This window comes from Microbacterium sp. K41, assembly GCF_004794395.1.
In the GTDB taxonomy this organism is placed as follows: Bacteria; Actinomycetota; Actinomycetes; order Actinomycetales; family Microbacteriaceae; genus Microbacterium; species Microbacterium sufflavum.
The window spans coordinates 19,345-36,567 of record NZ_SSDO01000474.1; the positions used below are offsets into that span (position 1 = coordinate 19,345).

Annotated in this window: 21 protein-coding genes; 1 reads left to right on the forward strand and 20 read right to left on the reverse strand. The window is 68.4% G+C overall.

The window, feature by feature from the left end; translation table 11 throughout:
• The 7 genes from DW309_RS15575 to DW309_RS15605 form a co-directional block, all read right to left on the reverse strand.
• On the reverse strand, positions 1–882 hold the full coding sequence (locus DW309_RS15575) for a carbohydrate ABC transporter permease (RefSeq protein WP_136028925.1): 882 nt from the start codon (positions 880–882) through the stop codon (positions 1–3).
• A 63-nt stretch (positions 883–945) separates the two neighbouring features.
• The gene (locus DW309_RS15580; protein ID WP_168387302.1) at positions 946–2,232 is read right to left on the reverse strand and encodes an extracellular solute-binding protein; all 1,287 of its coding nucleotides are present in this window, start codon (positions 2,230–2,232) and stop codon (positions 946–948) included.
• 16 nt (positions 2,233–2,248) lie between these two features.
• Entirely contained in the window at positions 2,249–3,253 is a 1,005-nt protein-coding gene (locus DW309_RS15585; RefSeq protein ID WP_136045898.1) for an SIS domain-containing protein, read from the reverse strand.
• Between the two features lie 186 nt (positions 3,254–3,439).
• Entirely contained in the window at positions 3,440–4,237 is a 798-nt protein-coding gene (locus DW309_RS15590) for a sulfite exporter TauE/SafE family protein (protein WP_136028919.1), read from the reverse strand.
• Positions 4,238–4,283: 46 nt separating this feature from the next.
• On the reverse strand, positions 4,284–5,831 hold the full coding sequence (locus DW309_RS15595; protein WP_136035981.1) for a tripartite tricarboxylate transporter permease: 1,548 nt from the start codon (positions 5,829–5,831) through the stop codon (positions 4,284–4,286).
• Positions 5,831–6,388, reverse strand: a complete 558-nt coding sequence (locus tag DW309_RS15600) for a tripartite tricarboxylate transporter TctB family protein (protein ID WP_136028915.1) — start codon at positions 6,386–6,388, stop codon at positions 5,831–5,833. Before DW309_RS15600 ends, DW309_RS15595 begins: the two co-directional genes overlap by 1 nt.
• A 1-nt stretch (position 6,389) precedes the next feature.
• Positions 6,390–7,409 (reverse strand): Bug family tripartite tricarboxylate transporter substrate binding protein, encoded by a 1,020-nt coding sequence (locus DW309_RS15605; RefSeq protein ID WP_136045899.1) that lies wholly within the window; start codon positions 7,407–7,409, stop codon positions 6,390–6,392.
• Positions 7,410–7,569: 160 nt separating this feature from the next.
• Between DW309_RS15605 and DW309_RS15610 the strand changes: the two genes are divergently transcribed.
• Entirely contained in the window at positions 7,570–8,790 is a 1,221-nt protein-coding gene (locus tag DW309_RS15610; RefSeq protein ID WP_136045900.1) for a PAS domain-containing protein, read from the forward strand.
• A gap of 64 nt (positions 8,791–8,854) precedes the next feature.
• Here the strand turns inward: DW309_RS15610 and rplQ are convergent, their stop codons facing one another.
• The 13 genes from rplQ to rpsE all read right to left on the reverse strand — a co-directional run bounded on the left by rplQ (position 8,855) and on the right by rpsE (position 17,205).
• The gene (gene rplQ, locus DW309_RS15615; RefSeq protein ID WP_136045901.1) at positions 8,855–9,430 is read right to left on the reverse strand and encodes a 50S ribosomal protein L17; all 576 of its coding nucleotides are present in this window, start codon (positions 9,428–9,430) and stop codon (positions 8,855–8,857) included.
• A gap of 34 nt (positions 9,431–9,464) precedes the next feature.
• Positions 9,465–10,454, reverse strand: coding sequence for a DNA-directed RNA polymerase subunit alpha (locus DW309_RS15620; RefSeq protein WP_136028906.1), 990 nt, complete (start codon positions 10,452–10,454; stop codon positions 9,465–9,467).
• 131 nt (positions 10,455–10,585) lie between these two features.
• The gene (rpsK, locus tag DW309_RS15625) at positions 10,586–10,984 is read right to left on the reverse strand and encodes a 30S ribosomal protein S11 (protein ID WP_045249905.1); all 399 of its coding nucleotides are present in this window, start codon (positions 10,982–10,984) and stop codon (positions 10,586–10,588) included.
• A gap of 30 nt (positions 10,985–11,014) precedes the next feature.
• Positions 11,015–11,389, reverse strand: a complete 375-nt coding sequence (rpsM, locus tag DW309_RS15630; protein WP_062632862.1) for a 30S ribosomal protein S13 — start codon at positions 11,387–11,389, stop codon at positions 11,015–11,017.
• A 149-nt stretch (positions 11,390–11,538) separates the two neighbouring features.
• Complete coding sequence (gene rpmJ / locus DW309_RS15635) at positions 11,539–11,655, reverse strand: 50S ribosomal protein L36 (RefSeq protein WP_005050492.1); 117 nt, start codon at positions 11,653–11,655, stop codon at positions 11,539–11,541.
• 64 nt (positions 11,656–11,719) lie between these two features.
• On the reverse strand, positions 11,720–11,941 hold the full coding sequence (gene infA / locus DW309_RS15640) for a translation initiation factor IF-1 (protein ID WP_028496510.1): 222 nt from the start codon (positions 11,939–11,941) through the stop codon (positions 11,720–11,722).
• Positions 11,942–12,109: 168 nt separating this feature from the next.
• The gene (locus DW309_RS15645) at positions 12,110–12,781 is read right to left on the reverse strand and encodes a DsbA family protein (protein WP_136045902.1); all 672 of its coding nucleotides are present in this window, start codon (positions 12,779–12,781) and stop codon (positions 12,110–12,112) included.
• The gene (map, locus tag DW309_RS15650; RefSeq protein ID WP_136045903.1) at positions 12,781–13,632 is read right to left on the reverse strand and encodes a type I methionyl aminopeptidase; all 852 of its coding nucleotides are present in this window, start codon (positions 13,630–13,632) and stop codon (positions 12,781–12,783) included. The genes DW309_RS15645 and map overlap by 1 nt, the downstream gene beginning before the upstream one ends.
• Position 13,633: 1 nt before the next feature.
• Positions 13,634–14,239, reverse strand: a complete 606-nt coding sequence (locus DW309_RS15655; protein WP_136045904.1) for an adenylate kinase — start codon at positions 14,237–14,239, stop codon at positions 13,634–13,636.
• A complete protein-coding gene (gene secY / locus DW309_RS15660) occupies positions 14,236–15,558 on the reverse strand; it encodes a preprotein translocase subunit SecY (RefSeq protein WP_136028899.1) in 1,323 nt (440 codons plus the stop codon). Before secY ends, DW309_RS15655 begins: the two co-directional genes overlap by 4 nt.
• Positions 15,559–15,710: 152 nt before the next feature.
• Positions 15,711–16,346, reverse strand: a complete 636-nt coding sequence (rplO, locus tag DW309_RS15665) for a 50S ribosomal protein L15 (protein ID WP_136045905.1) — start codon at positions 16,344–16,346, stop codon at positions 15,711–15,713.
• Positions 16,346–16,531, reverse strand: coding sequence for a 50S ribosomal protein L30 (gene rpmD / locus DW309_RS15670; protein WP_067121122.1), 186 nt, complete (start codon positions 16,529–16,531; stop codon positions 16,346–16,348). Before rpmD ends, rplO begins: the two co-directional genes overlap by 1 nt.
• A complete protein-coding gene (gene rpsE, locus DW309_RS15675) occupies positions 16,531–17,205 on the reverse strand; it encodes a 30S ribosomal protein S5 (protein ID WP_200838869.1) in 675 nt (224 codons plus the stop codon). The genes rpmD and rpsE overlap by 1 nt, the downstream gene beginning before the upstream one ends.
• Between the last annotated feature and the right edge of the window lie 18 nt (positions 17,206–17,223).

Here is a 17,223-nt window from a genome sequence, read left to right on the forward strand (position 1 = left end):
TCAGTCCCTCCCGCTTCGGAACGACACCATCTGCACGACCGACAGCACGAGGGTGATCACGAAGATCAGGCTGGCGATGGCCGAGGCGTAGCCCATCTGGTTCTGGAAGAAGCCCTGGTTGTACATGTAGGTCGCCAGCACCTGGGTGGTGTTGCCCGGGCCTCCCTTGGTGAGGATGTAGGGCTCGTTGAAGACCGTGAAGGCCCCAGAGACGGTGAGGATCATGGCGACGAAGATCATCTCCTTGGCCTGCGGCACGGTGATGCTGAAGAACTGGCGGATGCGGCCGGCGCCGTCGAGCGAAGCCGCCTCGTAGTACTCCTCGGGGATCTGCTGCAGCGCCACGACGTAGAGCATGCAGACGTAGCCGATGCTCTGCCACTGCGAGACGCCGATGACCGCCCCCATGGCCGTGTCGACGTCGGCGAGCCACGCGGTCTGCAGGCCGCCGAGCCCGACGGCTTCCAGCAGGGCGTTGAGCAGTCCGCCACGGGCGTTGTAGACGAACGTGAACAGCAGCGCGATCACCGTCATGGAGATGACGGCGGGGAGGAAGTAGACGCTCCGCAGGAACGCGCCCATGCGCGGTCCCAGCAGCCGGGTGAGCCAGGCCGCGATCACGAGAGCGCCCAGCACCTGGCACACGATCGACACGACCGCGTACAGGATGTTGTTGCCCAGAGCGGTCGCGATCACGGGGTCCGACAGCAGGCGGGCGAAGTTGTCGAGGCCGACGAAGCGCATCTCACCGGCGCCGGCGCTGAAGGAGAAGAAGCCGAAGGCCGCGTTGGCGACCAGCGGGTAGTACACGAACACCCCGATCAGGATGATCGCGGGAAGCACGTAGAGCAGGTTCGACCAGGCTCGGGATCGTGTTCTCATCACGGTGTCTCTTCCGAAGTGGGAGGGGCCGCCGACGGCGGGCGACGGCGGCCCCGAGGCGGATCAGGAGGCGTCGCGCACCCGCGTCGCCGCCTCCTGCACGGCGGCCATGACACCCTCCGGGGTCTGCTGGCCGCTGAGCATCAGCTGCGTCTCGGACAGGTACGCCTGCACGATCTGCGGATCGTAGGCGTTGTCGAGCCAGGTGGTCATCGCCGAGGCGTCGACGATCCCCTGCGCGAGCTCCTGGGAGATCTCGGGCACGTCCGCCTCCTCCACGGCACCCTTCACCGGGCTCAGCTCCCCCGCCCGCTCGGCGTAGGCGATGCCGCTCTGCTTGCTGAGCAGGAACTCCAGGAAGCGCTGCGCCTCCTCCGGGTGCTTCGTGGTCTTCGAGATCGCGAAGCCCTCCGGTGCCCCCGTCAACTCCTCCGGGTCGCCCTTGCCTCCCTCGACGGCCGGGAAGTTGAACGTGCCGTACTCGAACTGCGCGTCGCCGAAGTACCCCACCTCGGCGCTCTGCATGTACATGATGGGCGCCTCCCCCGCGATCCACGCGTTGCGCGCGATCTCGTGCCCGACGGCGGTGAGGTCGTCGTTCATGTACTCCGCCAGCTCCTGGAACCTCTCCAGAGCGGTCACGTACCCGGGGTCGGTGAACTCGCCGGTGGCGGGGTCCTGATCCGCGGCGAAGACCTCCGGGTCGACCACGCGCTGGTTGAGCGTGCCCACGTAGTGCGCGATCGTCCACTGCTCCTGCGCGCCGTACTCGATGGGGGTCATCCCCGCGTCCTGGATCTCCTCCAGCACGTCGATGAACTCGTCCCACGTCGTCGGCGGCTCGAGCCCCAGCTCCTCGAAGACGTCCTTGTTGTAGAAGAACAGCTTCGACTGCATCCCCACAGGCAGACCGTAGGAGGTGCCGTCGACCTCGAAGGCCTCGAGCTGGCTCGGGTAGAAGCTGTCACGGAACGCGGTGTCCTCTTCGAGCCACGGCCCCAGGTCGAGCAGCGCGTCGTTGGCGACGAGCTCATCGACGAACGATCCGCTCCACGTGAAGAGCACGTCCGGGGCGTTCGCGGAGCCGGCGACGACCTTGACCTTGTCCTTGTAGGCGTCGTTGAGCACGCTCTCGACGGAGACGGTGATGTCGGGGTTCTCCTTCTCGAACTCCGCCACCATGTCGCTGTAGTACGAGTTCTTCGGCTCGTTCGGCCAGCGGTGGAAGAAGCTGATCTCCACCTGGCCGTCCGCGGCCTCGCTCTCGCCTCCGGCGCACGAGGCCAGGGGGACGACGAGGGCGACGGCGGCCGCAGCCGCCACGCCGATCCGGGTTGACGTTCGCATCATTGCGATCCTTTCGTTCCTAGTACTCCATGCGCCACATGTAGCGGCGCACGCTGAGGGGGTGACCACGGTGGTCGGCGAGCGCGTCCGCGTAGGCGCGCAGCACGATGTTGAAGAGCAGGTGGGCGAAGACGCCACGGACCTCGGGGGCGACGACGTCCAGGCCGAACTCCTGCGCGTCGAGCACCAGCACCCGCTTCGAGTGCTTCGTGACGAAGTCGACGGCCCGCTGCTCCACGGCGCGGGTCTCGTCGAGGCCGAGCAGCGCGATGAAGGGCACGTCCTCCTCGGTGATCTCGAACGGGCCGTGGAAGTACTCGCCGGCGTGGATCGCGGCGGAGTGCACCCACTGCATCTCCTGCAGCAGGCAGATGGCGAAGGAGTAGGCCGAGCCGAAGTTGGATCCCGCGGCCATGGTGTAGATGAGGGGCTCGCGGCGGGAGGCGTAGCCCCAGGCATCGGCGGCGGCGGCGTGCGCCTCGCGGGCTGCGGGAACGAGCGAGGGCAACTGGGCCACGGCGTCGTCGACGGCGGTCGCGATACCCGCCTGCTCGCGGTCGTCGAGGATGCCGGCGGCGAGGCGCAGGAGGAGCGCCGGCCCGACGTGGGCCTCGCTCTTGCCCTCGCCGTGCTGGTAGGCCACGACATGCTCCGCGGCCTCGGCCAACGGGGAGGCGGGGTCGAACGTGAAGGCGACGGTGAGGGCGCCGCGCTCGCGGGCGTGACGGGCGGCTTCGACCGTCTCCGGGGTGGTGCCCGAGTGCGAGCAGAGGAGGACGAGGGTGTCCGCGTCGACGCGGGACGAGGCGCGCGAGGTGAACTCGGCGGCGTTCAGCGCGGTCGCCTCGAGCCGGACGGCCTTCGTTCCGAAGAGGTACTCGACGGGCTGCATGACGGCGTAGGAGCCGCCGCAGGCGGTGAGCACGACGCGCGAGATGGTGTCCCGGGTCGCGATCGCCTGGCGAGCCGCAGCGAGCTGGTTCTCGATGGCGGCGGAGTCGACGAACAGAGCGGTGGCAGACAAGATGGTCCCTTCTGATGACCGGTAGCAAACATCATGACTTGTTATATGACGTCATGTGATGACTGACGTTAGCGAGAGACCGGTCGGCTTGTAAAGAGGTCTGCGGAAAATGGGTCGCAGAAAACCTCCCGGCGACGAAGGACCCTGTCGGCGCGGGTCAGGAGCCGGCGAGCGGAAAGCGCGGAATCAGGCGCGACGACGGCCGCGGACGGCCTTGATCGCCATCTGCACCGCGATCACCACGAGGTACGCGGCGAACAGGATGTTGCCCACGGAGGGGTTGACGATCGTCGCGAGCCACGCGCCGAGCGCGGTCGTCGTGCACGCCGAGACACCGATGAGCGCGGCGGCGAGCAGGTCGACGTTCCGGTTGCGGAGGTTGCCGACGGTGCCGGAGATCGCGGTCGGGATCATCATCAGCAGCGACGTGCCCTTGGCGACCAGGTCGCTGGTGCCGAACGCGAGCATGAGCACCGGCACCACGATCACACCGCCGCCGACGCCGATGAGTCCGGCGAGGATGCCGGTGCCCACGCCGACGCCGACCAGGGCGATACCGGTGAGCCAGGTCAGCTCGAACACGGCGTCCCGCGAGGGGATCACCAGGAACAGGCTCACGATCACCACGACCAGGAAGCCCACGAAGCCCCAGCGCAGCGCGGTCTGCGAGATGCGCGGGAGCAGGCGCGTGCCGATCTGCGCGCCCACCACGGCGCCCGCGGCGAGGATCAGGGCCGGGATCCATGCCACCGATCCGGTGGTGGCGTACGAGATGACACCGACGCTGGCGGTCGGCACGATCGCGGCCAGCGAGGTGCCGGCCGCGAGCCGCTGGTCGAAGTGCAGCAGGAGCACCAGGAGCGGGACGATGACCGTGCCGCCGCCGACGCCGAACAGGCCGGAGAGGAGACCGGCGAGCAGGCCGATGCCGATGAATGCCGTGTAGGCGCGAGGCCCGCGTCTCAGGGCCTGCGCGTCAGTCACCGGACCAGCCTACTCCCGGCCCCTCCCCTGCTCGAACCCGCGGCTCTCACACCTCGGAGTCGGCCTTCACCGGCACCGCGATCGACGCCGTGAGCGCCTGCTCGTACCGCCGCTGCCGACGCCGCAGCCACAGTCCGCCCGCGATCAGCAGCGCGAGCACGGCGTAGGCGACGGCCGCGAACGGCTGCGCGACGAGCGTCGTCAGGTCGCCCTGGCTCAACTGAAGTGCGCGACGCAGCTGCTCCTCGCCCATCGGCCCGAGGATCATGCCCACCACGAGCGGTGCCACGGGGAACCCGTACCGGCGGAGGAAGTACCCCAGCACACCGATGATGAGCAGGATCAGGATGTCGACGACCGCGAAGTTCAGCGCATAGGCACCGAATGCGGCGAACAGCAGGATGCCCGCGTAGAGGTACGGCCGAGGGATCTGCAGCAGCTTCACCCACATGCCCACGAGCGGCAGGTTGAGCACGAGCAGGATGACGTTGCCGATGTACAGGCTCGCCACCAGCGCCCACACCAGGTCGGACTGTCCCGTGAACAGCAGCGGGCCCGGCTGCAGGCCGTACGTCTGGAACGCGGTCAGGATGATCGCCGCGGTCGCGGTGGTCGGCAGGCCGAGCGTCAGCAGCGGCACGAGCACTCCGGCCGCTGCCGCGTTGTTCGCCGACTCCGGCCCGGCCACCCCCTCGATGGCGCCACGCCCGAACTCGTCCTTGCGGCGGGAGAGCTTCCGCTCCGTCGCGTACGACAGGAAGGTCGCGACATCGGCACCGCCCGCCGGGATCGTCCCGATCGGGAACCCGATGGCGGTGCCGCGCAGCCACGGCTTCCACGACCGCCGCCAGTCGTCCTTCGTCATCCAGCTCCGCCACCCGCGCGCCACCGGGATCACGTCGACCGCGCCGTGGCGCAGACGGGCGGCGACGTAGAGCGTCTCCCCCACGGCGAACAGGCCCACCGCCACCAGCACCACGTCGATGCCGTCCGCGAGCGGCAGCAGGCCGAGCGTGTAGCGCTGCTGCCCGGACAGCCAGTCGGTGCCGACCAGCCCGAGGAACAGCCCGACGCCGAGCGACAGCAGGCCCCGCGGCACCGAGGAGCCCATGAGCGCGCCGACCGTGACGAACGCGACGACGATCAGCGCCACGTAGTCCGCCGGTCCGAGGTTCACGGCGAACTGCGCCAGCACCGGCGCCAGCAGCGTGAGGCCGATCGTCGCGAGCGTGCCGGCGACGAACGAGCCGATCGCCGCGGTCGCGAGGGCCGCGGCGCCCCGGCCGAGCTTGGCCATCCTGTTGCCCTCGATCGCGGTGACGATCGAGGCGGACTCCCCGGGAGTGTTGAGGAGGATGCTCGTGGTCGATCCGCCGTACATGCCGCCGTAGTAGATGCCGGCGAAGGTGATCAGGGCCGCGGCCGGCTCCAGCGTGTAGGTGAGCGGCAGGAGGAGGGCCACCGTCATGGCGGGGCCGATACCCGGGAGCACGCCCACTGCCGTGCCGATCAGCACACCGAAGAACGCGAACACGAGGTACTGGGGCTGCAGCGCGGTCGCGAAGCCCTCCAGGAGCAGGGTCCAGCTGTCCATCAGAGCATCCTCCCCAGCCAGCCGAGCGCCGGCCCCCAGGGGAGCGACAGCCCGAGCAGTCCGCCGAACACGATCTGCACCACGAGCGCGATGGCCGCACCGACCAGCAGGGCCACCCACCATCGGCGTGCTCCGAGCGCCCAGGCGACACCGCCGAACAGCAGCGCCGCGGCGGGCGCCCACCCGAGCGGCTCGATCAGCAGCAGGTGCGCCACCACGAGCGCCACGATCTTCACGAGCGCGAGCCAGTCCGTCGGGAGCGCCTGGTCGATGTCCTCGCCGTCCTCCGGGACGCCGCGGTGACCGCGGAGGATGCTCACGACCACGGCCACCGCCGACCCGAGCAGCAGCACCGACACGAACAGGGGGAACACGGTCGGACCCACCTGGGCCCCGGCAGGGACGTGGATGGAGAACACGCCGACGAGGGCGAACACACCGAGCGCGACCATGAGGAGGGCGAAGACGAGCTCGCCCCGCGGCAGGGACCCGAGCGAGCCCACCGACCGGCGTGTGCCGGTCTGCAGGCCCGAGGGTCCGGGAGACCCGGTCGACATGTCAGCCGACCAGCCCGATGTTCTGCAGCGTCGTGGTGACCTCGCCGATGTTGCCGGTGAGGAACTCGTCGAACTCCGCACCGGTGAGGAACGCGTCGGCCCACCCGCGGGTCTCCAGCTCGTCCTTCCAGCCGTCCGACTCCTCCAGCTCGGACACGATGCGCTCCAGCTCCGCGCGCTCGGCGTCGTCGATGCCCCCCGGAGCGATCACGCCGCGCCAGTTGGTGAGCACCACGTCGTAGCCGGCGTCGGTGATGGTGTCCACGTCGGGCAGCTGCGCGACGGGCTCGTCGGACGACACCGCGAGCGCCTTCATCGTCCCCGCCTCGATGTGCTGCAGGAACTCGCCGACGCCCGAGATGCCCGCGGCGACCTTGCCGCCGAGGATCAGCGAAGTCGCCTCGCCGCCACCGGAGTTGGGCGTGTAGTTGAGCTTCTCCGCGATCTCCCCGCCGTCCAGGCCCGCCTCCTCCAGCAGGAGCCCGGCCAGGATGTGGTCGGCCCCGCCCGCCGAACCGCCGGTGATGGTCACGGCCTGTCCGCGGTCGACGACGTCCTCCACCAGGTCCTCGAGCGTGTCGTACTCCGACTCCGCGGGCACGACCACCACGAGCGGCTCGTCGGTGAGGCGGGCGATCGGCGTCATGTCCTCGATGCGGACCGCGGACGCGTTGGTCTCGACCGCTCCGACCATGACCAGTCCCATCACCATGAGCGTCGCCGGGTCCTTCTCGTTGGCGAGCTGCGCGAGGCCGACGGTCCCCCCGGCGCCTCCGACGTTCGTGACCGGGGCGGAGCCGACGATCTCCTCCTCCGTGAGCAGCTGCGACATCGCGCGGCCGGTCTGGTCCCACCCGCCGCCAGGGTCGGCGGGGACCACGATGTTCAGGTCGGTGATGGCGACGGCTTCGCCGTCTCCGTCCGAGCCTCCGGCGTCTCCGCCTCCCGACGAGCACGCGGTGAGAGCGAGGGCGGTGGCGGCGACCGCGGCGGTCAGGGTGGCGATGCGGACGTACTTCATGGCGCTCCTCCTTGAGCGTTCGAGTGCAATCCGTCCACCATCGAGGTGTGGATGCGGCCGCTCAAGCTTCCGAAACCATTGGTCGCGTTCCGTAAGTATTGGTCGCGAACGCCGGTCCGCGCGGCTCGCGCCCTGGTTCGACAGCCGGGAGAATGAGCGGGTGGCCTCGAAGATGACGCTCCGGATGCAGCTGCTCGCACTGCAGGCGCTGATCGTGTTCCTGGTGACCCTCGCCACCGGGATCGCCGCCGGGGCGTTCCAGGAGAACGCACTCCGCGAGGCCTACAAGGATCGCATGCAGGCGGTCGCGCAGTCCGTGGCCGCGCTGCCCGTGGTGCTTGACGCGTTCGACGACGACGATCCCTCCGCGGCGATCCAGCCGGTCGCGGAGGTGATCAGGGAGGCGTCCGACCTCGCGTACGTGGTGGTCGCCAACGACGAGGGCATCCGGTACTCGCACCCGAACCCGGAGCGCATCGGCGAACGGGTCTCGACCGATCCGTCGATCCCGCTCGGCGGCGATATCTACGTGGGCACGCAGACCGGCACGCTGGGCACCTCCTGGCGCGTGAAGGTGCCGATCCGGGATGAGGATGGCGTCGTGATCGGCACGGCATCGGTGGGCATCCTGGAGTCGGAGCTCAGTGAGGAGTTCACCGCCAACCTGGTGTGGCTGATCTCCGCCATGCTCGCCGCTGCCGTGCTGGGCGTGTTCGGAGCGGCATGGGTGACCTCGGTGATCCGGCGCCGCATCTACCGCTTGGAGCCCCATCAGATCGCGGCACTCGTGAAGAACCAGGAGACGACGCTGCACGGGCTGAGCGAGGGCGTGGTCACGGTCGACGGTTCCGGGCGCATCACGCTCGCGAACGACGCGGCCGCCCGTTTCCTCGGTCGTGATGCGGGCGACCTCGACGGTGCCGTGGCGGCCGACGTCCTTGGCGAGGAGCTCACGACGGTGCTGCGTGAGGGCGAGGCCGCGGGCCGCCCGGTGATCGTGGGGTCGCACGTGCTCGTCGCCCGCAGCACCGCGAGCCGCGACGACGACGCCGACCGTGGCGCGACCCTGCTGCTGCGCGACCACACCGAGTTGCACGACGTGGTGCAGCGCGTCGAGGCGGCAGACGCCATCATCGCGTTCCGCGAGCGGTTCGGCCTGCCGAAGGGCCTGAGCGCGGAGACGCTCCACCGCGTGTCCACGGCACTCGCCGCCCGTCCGGACGCCTCAGCGGCGGAGCTGGGCGCCGACCTCGACATCTCCCGCGTGAGCGCCCGCCGCTACCTGGAGCATCTGGCCGCCACCGGGCAGGCGGTGCGCTCGCTCGACTACAGCACGAAGGGCCGACCGGGGGCGCGGTACCGCAGCACCGACGGCCGCTGACGACCCCCGGTGACGACGAAGCCCGCCACCCCAGTGGGGCGGCGGGCTTCGTGGCGTTCGAGTGTTACTCGGACTTCTTCTCGACAGCGTCCTCGGCGGCGGCCTCAGCGGCCTCGCCCTCGGCCTGCGACTCGGCGCCGGCCTCGGCAGCGGTGTCCTCGGCCGGGGTCTCCTCGGCCGGAGCCTCGGTGGTCTCCTCGGCGGCGGGGGTCTCCTCGGCGGCGGGCTTCTCGGCCTTCGGCGCGGCAGCAGCCTTCTTGGTCGACTTCGCCTTCGGGGTGACGGGCTCGAGAACGAGCTCGATCACGGCCATCGGAGCGTTGTCGCCCTTACGGTTGCCGACCTTGGTGATGCGCGTGTAGCCACCCTCGCGGTCCGCGACGAGCGGAGCGATCTCGTTGAACAGGACGTGCACGACTTCCTTGTCACCGATGACCGACAGCACGCGACGGCGTGCGTGCAGGTCTCCGCGCTTGGCGAAGGTGATCAGGCGCTCGGCGAGCGGACGCAGGCGCTTGGCCTTGGTCTCGGTCGTCTTGATCGACTTGTGGGTGTACAGCGCGGCAGCCAGGTTGGCAAGCAGCAGGCGCTCGTGGGCGGGGCCGCCTCCGAGGCGGGGACCCTTCGTGGGCTTGGGCATAATCGTCTAACTCCTGGTCAGGAAAGGTCGGGTATCAGAAGGACTCGTCTTCGCTGCCGCCGTAGAAGTGGGCGCCGTCGAAACCGGGCACCGAATCCTTGAGCGACAGACCGAGCGAGATGAGCTTGTCGCGCACCTCGTCGACCGACTTCTGGCCGAAATTGCGGATGTTCATGAGCTGCGTCTCCGAGAGGGCGACGAGCTCCGAAACGGTGTTGATGCCCTCACGCTTAAGGCAGTTGTACGAGCGGACCGACAGGTCGAGGTCCTCGATCGGCATCGACAGCTCGTTGGAGTTCACAGCCTCCACGGGCGCCGGGCCGATCTCGATGCCCTCGGCCTCGACGTTCAGCTCGCGGGCGAGACCGAACAGCTCGGTGAGCGTCTTGGCGGCCGAGGCGACGGCGTCGCGCGGGCTGATCGCCGACTTGGTCTCGACGTCGAGGACGAGCTTGTCGAAGTCGGTGCGCTCACCGGCACGGGTGGCGTCGACGCGGTAGCTGACCTTGAGGACCGGCGAGTAGATCGAGTCGATCGGGATCTGGCCCGCCTCGGCGTACTCGTTGCGGTTCTGCGTCGCCGAGACGTAGCCACGACCGCGCTCGATCGTCAGCTCGAGCTCGAACTTGGCGGTGTCGTTGAGCGTGGCGATGACGAGCTCGGGGTTGTGCACCTCGACACCGGCCGGAGCCGAGATGTCGGCGGCGGTCACTTCACCGGCACCGGTCTTGCGCAGGTAGGCCGTGATGGGCTCGTCGCGCTCGCTGGAGACGACCAGCTGCTTGATGTTGAGGATGATCTCGGTGACATCCTCCTTCACGCCGGGGATGGTGCTGAACTCGTGCAGCACGCCGTCGATACGGACGCTGGTGACAGCGGCGCCGGGGATCGACGACAGCAGGCTGCGGCGCAGCGCGTTGCCGATCGTGTAGCCGAAGCCGGGCTCCAGAGGCTCGATGATGAACCGGCTCCGGTTCTCGACGATCTTTTCCTCGGTCAGTGTGGGACGCTGTGCAATAAGCACTCTGTGTTCCTTTCGATCACATGCCCGCTATATGACATGTGGTGGGGTGAGGTCTTGAGTTGTGGAAGTCGATGCCCGCGCGGGGCGCCGAGCCGCTCGGCTCCGGAGAGACGAGCGGCTCGGTGCACGCATCAGACGCGGCGACGCTTCGGCGGGCGGCAGCCGTTGTGCGCCTGCGGGGTGACGTCCTGGATCGAGCCCACCTCGAGGCCGGCGGCCTGCAGCGAGCGGATCGCGGTCTCGCGGCCGGAGCCCGGACCCTTCACGAAGACGTCGACCTTCTTGACGCCGTGCTCCTGCGCCTGGCGGGCGGCCGACTCGGCGGCCATGCCTGCGGCGTACGGGGTCGACTTGCGGGAGCCCTTGAAGCCCACGCCACCCGACGACGCCCAGCTGATGACAGCGCCGGACGGGTCGGTGATCGAAACGATGGTGTTGTTGAACGTCGACTTGATGTGGGCCTGGCCCAGCGCGATGTTCTTCTTCTCCTTGCGGCGCGGCTTGCGCGCGGCGGCCTTGGGTGCAGCCATGAAAGTGTTCTCCTAGTCCCTGGCCGCTGCTTAGCGGGCCTTCTTCTTGCCGGCGACGGTGCGCTTCGGGCCCTTGCGGGTACGGGCGTTGGTCTTGGTGCGCTGGCCGCGGACCGGGAGGCCACGACGGTGGCGCAGGCCCTCGTAGGAGCCGATCTCGACCTTGCGGCGGATGTCTGCGGCGACCTCGCGGCGAAGGTCACCCTCCACCTTGTAGTTGCCTTCGATGTAGTCGCGGAGGGCGACGAGCTGGTCGTCGCTGAGGTCCTTCACGCGGATGCTCTCGTCGATGTCGGTCGCCTTGAGGATCTCGACCGAGCGGGTACGGCCGACGCCGTAGATGTAGGTAAGGGCGATCACCACGCGCTTGTCGCGCGGGATGTCAACGCCGGCAAGACGTGCCATGCGGTTCTCCTGGGTGTTGTGGAGGTGTGGAGCAGGATCGGTGCCCGGGCCTCCGCCCCGAGGTGTCCCCCGCTGTCGCGGGTTCTGATCCTGCCGTGTCGTATTGAGTTATGAGATTGCGAGAGCGGTGCTCACGCAGCGGTGGGCACTCAGCCCTGGCGCTGCTTGTGACGCGGGTTGCTCTTGCAGATCACCATGACGCGGCCGTGGCGACGGATCACCTTGCAGTGGTCGCAGATCGGCTTGACGCTGGGGTTGACCTTCATGTTGTTTCCTGTTCGCTGTCTTCACCGGGCAGGCGGCATGCCTGGGGTGTTACTTCTCGACCGATCAGCGGTAGCGGTAGACGATGCGGCCGCGGGTCAGATCGTAGGGGCTGAGCTCCACGACGACACGATCCTCGGGGATGATGCGGATGTAGTTCTGCCGCATCTTTCCGGAGATCGTCGCCAGGACCTTGTGTCCGTTGGTGAGCTCAACGCGGAACATCGCGTTGGGCAGAGCCTCGGAGATCACGCCTTCGATCTCGATGACACCGTCTTTCTTAGCCATAGCCTCGCTGACGCTTCTGCAGACCGGTCGATCTGCGGTGGATGGGTGGGGGTGGCGCCTGGCCGATCGGACACGCCGAACGCATGGCACAAGGCACCAAAGATCTATGTTATCCGACGATGCCCCGTCCGGCAACTTGGCCGGACGGGGCATCGGGGCGGATCACACTCAGCTCAGGAGGTCGGTGAGCTTCTTCATGTCGGCCTGATTCTGCAGGTCGAGCCGCTCGCCGTTGATCTCCACGGTCGGGGTGCCCTTGATGTCGTTCTGCTTCGCCTGGGCGGCGCCGAACTTGCGATAGGTCTCGTCGGTGATGCACGAGACGACGTCGTCGTCCGCACCCACCTGCTTCGCGAACTCGGCCAGCTGGTCGGTGGTCAGACCCGCGGTGTTCTCCGTCGGCTGGTTCTCGAACAGCACCTTCGCGTAGTCGAAGTAGAGGTCGGCGTCGGACTCCGCGACGCAGAACGCCGCCCCGGCCGAACGCGACGAGTACTCGGTGCCCTGCGAGAAGCGGTCGAGGATCGCGATGGGGTGGTTCACGAGCGTGATCTCCCCGCTCGCCGCCTTCTCCTCCAGCTGCGCACCGAACTGGTCCTCGAAGGCCTTGCACGCCGGGCACTGGAAGTCGAGGAACACCGCGACGGTGTCCTTGCCGTCGCCCTTGCTGATCGAACCGGCCTCGGGGTCGAAGTTCTTGCTGGCGCTCGGCACGGCTCCCGGCGACGTGGCCTGGTTGTTGAGGAACACCACGAGTCCACCGATCGCGACCAGGACCACGACGACGGCGATGGAGATGCCGATCGCGAACCAGTTGGTGTTGCTCTTCGCCGCTGCCATTACTTTCCGATCTCTCGAGGCTCGACCCCGAACGGGGCGAGTCCGGCTCTTCCGCCATCGGGCGCGGTGAGCACCCATACGCCACCATCATGTCGGGCGACGCTATGTTCCCAATGTGAGCCGTCAGTGCCGTCGACCGTGGTCACGGTCCAGTCGTCGTCCTCGATGAACGTGGCCTCGCCGCCGGCGGTGACCATCGGCTCGATCGCCAGCACGAGCCCGGGCTTCACGTCGGCGCCGCGGTCGGGCGTGCGGTAGTTGAAGACGCTCGGGGCCTCGTGCATCTTGCGGCCGATCCCGTGGCCGACGTACTCGCGGAGGATGCCGTACGGCTCCCCCGACACCACCGACGGCCCTTGCGCCTCGATGTAGTCCTGGATCGCGGCGCCGATCTCGTCGATCGAGGTCGCGGTGGCCATCGCGGCGATGCCCGCCCACATCGCCCCCTCGGTCACGCGCGAGAGCTCCTCGCGACGGGCCACGAGCTCCGGACGCTCCGCGTCGGGGACGACGACCGTGATCGCGCTGTCGCCGTTCCATCCCTCGTACTGGGCGCCGCAGTCCACCGACACGATGTCGCCGGGCTCGAGCACGCGCTCCCCCGGGATGCCGTGGACCACCTGCTCGTTCACCGACACGCAGATCGTGTGGTGATAGCCGCGCACGAGCTGGAAGTTCGACTCGGCCCCGCGCTGGCGGATCGCGCGGTGGGCTGCGGCGTCGAGCTCGATGGTCTTCACGCCCGCCCTGATGAGGGGACGGACGGCATCGAGTGCCGCGGCCGTGATCAGCCCGGGCTCGACCATGGCGCGCAACTGCGCCGGGGTCTTGTAGATCGAGCGGCGGAACATCTCAGGCTGCGGAGGCCGCGGAGCGCAGACCCCTCGCGGAGAGTGCTGCAGCGATGCGCTCGGTGATCTCCTCGAGCGAGCCGACGCCGTCGATGCGGTCGACGATCCCGCGCGCGCTGTAGACCTCGATGATCGGGGCCGTCTCGTTCTCGTAGATGTCCAGGCGGTGTGCGATGGCCTCGTCCGTGTCGTCCGAACGCCCCTGCTCCGCGGCACGGAGCGCGAGACGCGCGATGCTCTCCTCGCGCGGGACGTCGAGCAGGATCACGGCGTCGAGCGCCTCCCCCCGGCCCTCCAGGAACGCGTCGAGGTGCTCGACCTGAGCCGTGTTCCGGGGGTAGCCGTCGAGCAGGAAGCCGTTCGCGGCATCCTCCTGGCTCAGCCGGTCGCGCACGATCTCGCTCGTCAGCTCGTCCGGCACGAGGTCGCCCTTGTCGAGGATGGCCGTGACCTGCTGGCCGAGTGCCGTCCCCTCCTTGATGTTCGCGCGGAAGATGTCTCCGGTCGAGACGACCGGGATGCCGTAGGACTCGGCGATGCGCACACCCTGCGTGCCCTTGCCGGAACCCTGCGGACCGACGATGAGAAGACGTGCGGATGCTGTCATCGGAGAAGCCCTTCGTAGTGTCGCTGCTGCAGCTGGGCGTCGATCTGCTTGACCGTCTCCAGTCCGACGCCGACGATGATGAGGATCGACGCGCCACCGAACGGGAAGTTCTGGTTGGCACCGACCGTGGCGAGGGCGATCAGCGGGATCAGCGCGATCAGACCCAGGTAGAGCGAGCCGGGCAGCGTGATGCGGGTGAGCACGTAGTCGAGGTACTCGGCCGTCGGGCGACCCGCGCGGATGCCGGGGATGAAGCCGCCGTACTTCTTCATGTTGTCGGCGACCTCGACCGGGTTGAACGTGATCGCGACGTAGAAGTAGGTGAACCCGATGATCAGCAGGAAGTAGGCGATCATGTAGATCGGGCTGTTGCCGCTCGTGAAGTTCGCCGTGACCCAGCTCACCCAGGCGGGCGGCGTCGAGCCGTCCTGCGGGGTGTTGAACTGCGCGATCAGCGCGGGGATGTACAGCAGCGACGACGCGAAGATCACGGGGATCACACCCGCCATGTTCACCTTGATCGGGATGTACGTGTTCGTGCCGCCGTACGTGCGCCGGCCCACCATCCGCTTGGCGTACTGCACCGGGATGCGGCGCTGCGACTGTTCGACGAACACCACCAGGCCCATCACGATGATGCCGACCACGAGCACGAGCAGGAAGATCTCGAAGCCCTTCGTCTGCCAGATGATGCTCATGGCGCCCGGGAAGGTGGCGGCGATCGAGGTGAAGATCAGCAGCGACATGCCGTTGCCGATGCCGCGCTCGGTCACGAGCTCCGCGAACCACATGATGAGGCCGGTACCGGCGGTCATCGCCATGATGATGAGCAGCTGCGCCCACCACACGTCGTTCGTGAGCAGCTGCTGGCAGGCCGCGATGTCGGTCGCGCCGAACAGCTGACCGCTGCGGGCGACCGTGACGAGCGTCGTCGACTGCAGCAGCGCGAGCGCGATCGTGAGGTACCGCGTGTACTGGGTCAGCTTCGCCTGTCCGGCCTGACCCTCCTTGTGCAGCGCCTCGAAGTGCGGGATGACGACGCGGAGGAGCTGCGTGATGATCGTCGCGGTGATGTACGGCATCACGCCGAGGGCGAAGATCGACAGCTGCAGCAGCGCGCCGCCGGAGAAGAGGTTGACCAGTCCGAGCAGGCCCTCGGTGCCGGTGTTGGCCGCGAGGCACTCCTCGACGTTCGGGAAGTTCACGAACGGCGCGGGGACGTTCGAGCCGAGTCGGTAGATCGCGATGATGGCGAGCGTGAAACCGATCTTCCGACGCAGGTCGGGCGTGCGGAAGATCCGCGCGATGGCGCTAAACAAGGACGTTCCTCCTGAAAAGGTTGCCGATCCCTGAAGGACGGCTGAAAGACCAGGGTAACTCACTCCGAGGTCTGCGATTGCGGCGTCGCCGCCTGCCCGCCTGCCGAATCAGAAGAGGGGCCGGAGAATCTCCGACCCCTCTTCTGCGGTGGTTACTTGACGGATCCGCCCGCAGCCACGATCTTCTGCTCGGCGGAACCCGAGACCTTGTCGACCGCGACGGTGAGCTTCACGGCGATGTCGCCGTTGCCGAGAACCTTGACCTTCTCGTTCTTGCGGACCGCACCCTTGGCCACCAGGTCGCTGACGGTCACGTCGCCGCCCTGGGGGTAGAGCTCCGCGAGCTTCTCCAGGTTGACGACCTGGTACTCGACGCGGAACGGGTTCTTGAACCCGCGCAGCTTCGGGGTGCGCATGTGCAGCGGCATCTGCCCACCCTCGAAGCCGACGCGCACGGTGTTGCGGGCCTTCGTGCCCTTCGTGCCGCGACCGGCGGTCTTGCCCTTCGAGCCCTCACCGCGACCCACACGGGTCTTGGCGGTGTTGGCGCCGGGGACAGGACGCAGGTGGTGCACCTTGAGCACGCCGGGGCGGGACGCAGGAGCGTCCTTCTTCGGCGCGGCCTTCTTCGCAACCGGCTTCGCGGCGGCGTCGGCCTTCGCGTCGGAGGCGGCCGTCTTGGCCGGCGCCTTCTTCGCAGCGGGCTTCTTCTCAGCAGCAGCCTTGGGAGCGGCAGCCTTCTTCGGGGCCTTCTCGGCCTCGACGGCGGCGTCGTTCTTCTCAGCCATTAGTCGATCTCCTCAACCTTGACGAGGTGGGCGACGGTCTTGACGTAGCCGCGCGTCTGCGCGTCGTCGGGGCGGACGGTGCTGTCACCGATCCGCTTGAGACCGAGGCTGCGCAGCGTGTCGCGCTGGTTCTGCTTCTCGCTCACCTTGGACTTGATCTGCGTGACCTTGAGTCGCGCGGCCATCAGGCACCTACCTTCTGTGCGGCGATGGCCTCGGCCTCGGCGCGGACGAGACGCGCCGGGGCGACCTGGTCGAACTCGAGACCACGACGTGCGGCGACGGCGCGGGGCTCCTCGAGCTCCTTCAGGGCGGTGACCGTCGCGTGCACGATGTTGATCGTGTTCGACGAGCCGAGCGACTTGGACAGCACGTCGTGGATACCAGCGCACTCGAGCACGGCGCGGACCGGACCACCGGCGATCACACCGGTACCGGCAGCGGCCGGACGCAGCAGCACGACACCGGCGGCCGACTCACCCTGCACGGGGTGCGGGATGGTGCTGCCGACGCGGGGCACGCGGAAGAAGTTGCGCTTGGCCTCTTCGACACCCTTCGAGATCGCCAGGGGGACCTCGCGGGCCTTGCCGTAGCCGACGCCCACCAGACCGTTGCCGTCACCGACGACCACGAGAGCGGTGAAGCTGAAGCGACGACCACCCTTCACGACCTTCGAGACGCGGTTGATGGTGACGACGCGCTCCAGGAACTGGTTGTCGCCGCGGTCGCGCGAGTTGCGGTCGCGGCCGCCCTGGTTGCGGTCACGTCCGCCGCGGCGGCCGTCCCGCTGGTCACGAGTCGGCTCAGCCTGCGTGGTGCCGGCGGCCGTCTCGGAAGTGGCAGCTGCCGCTTCGGTCACTTCGTTCTCCTTGTTGTC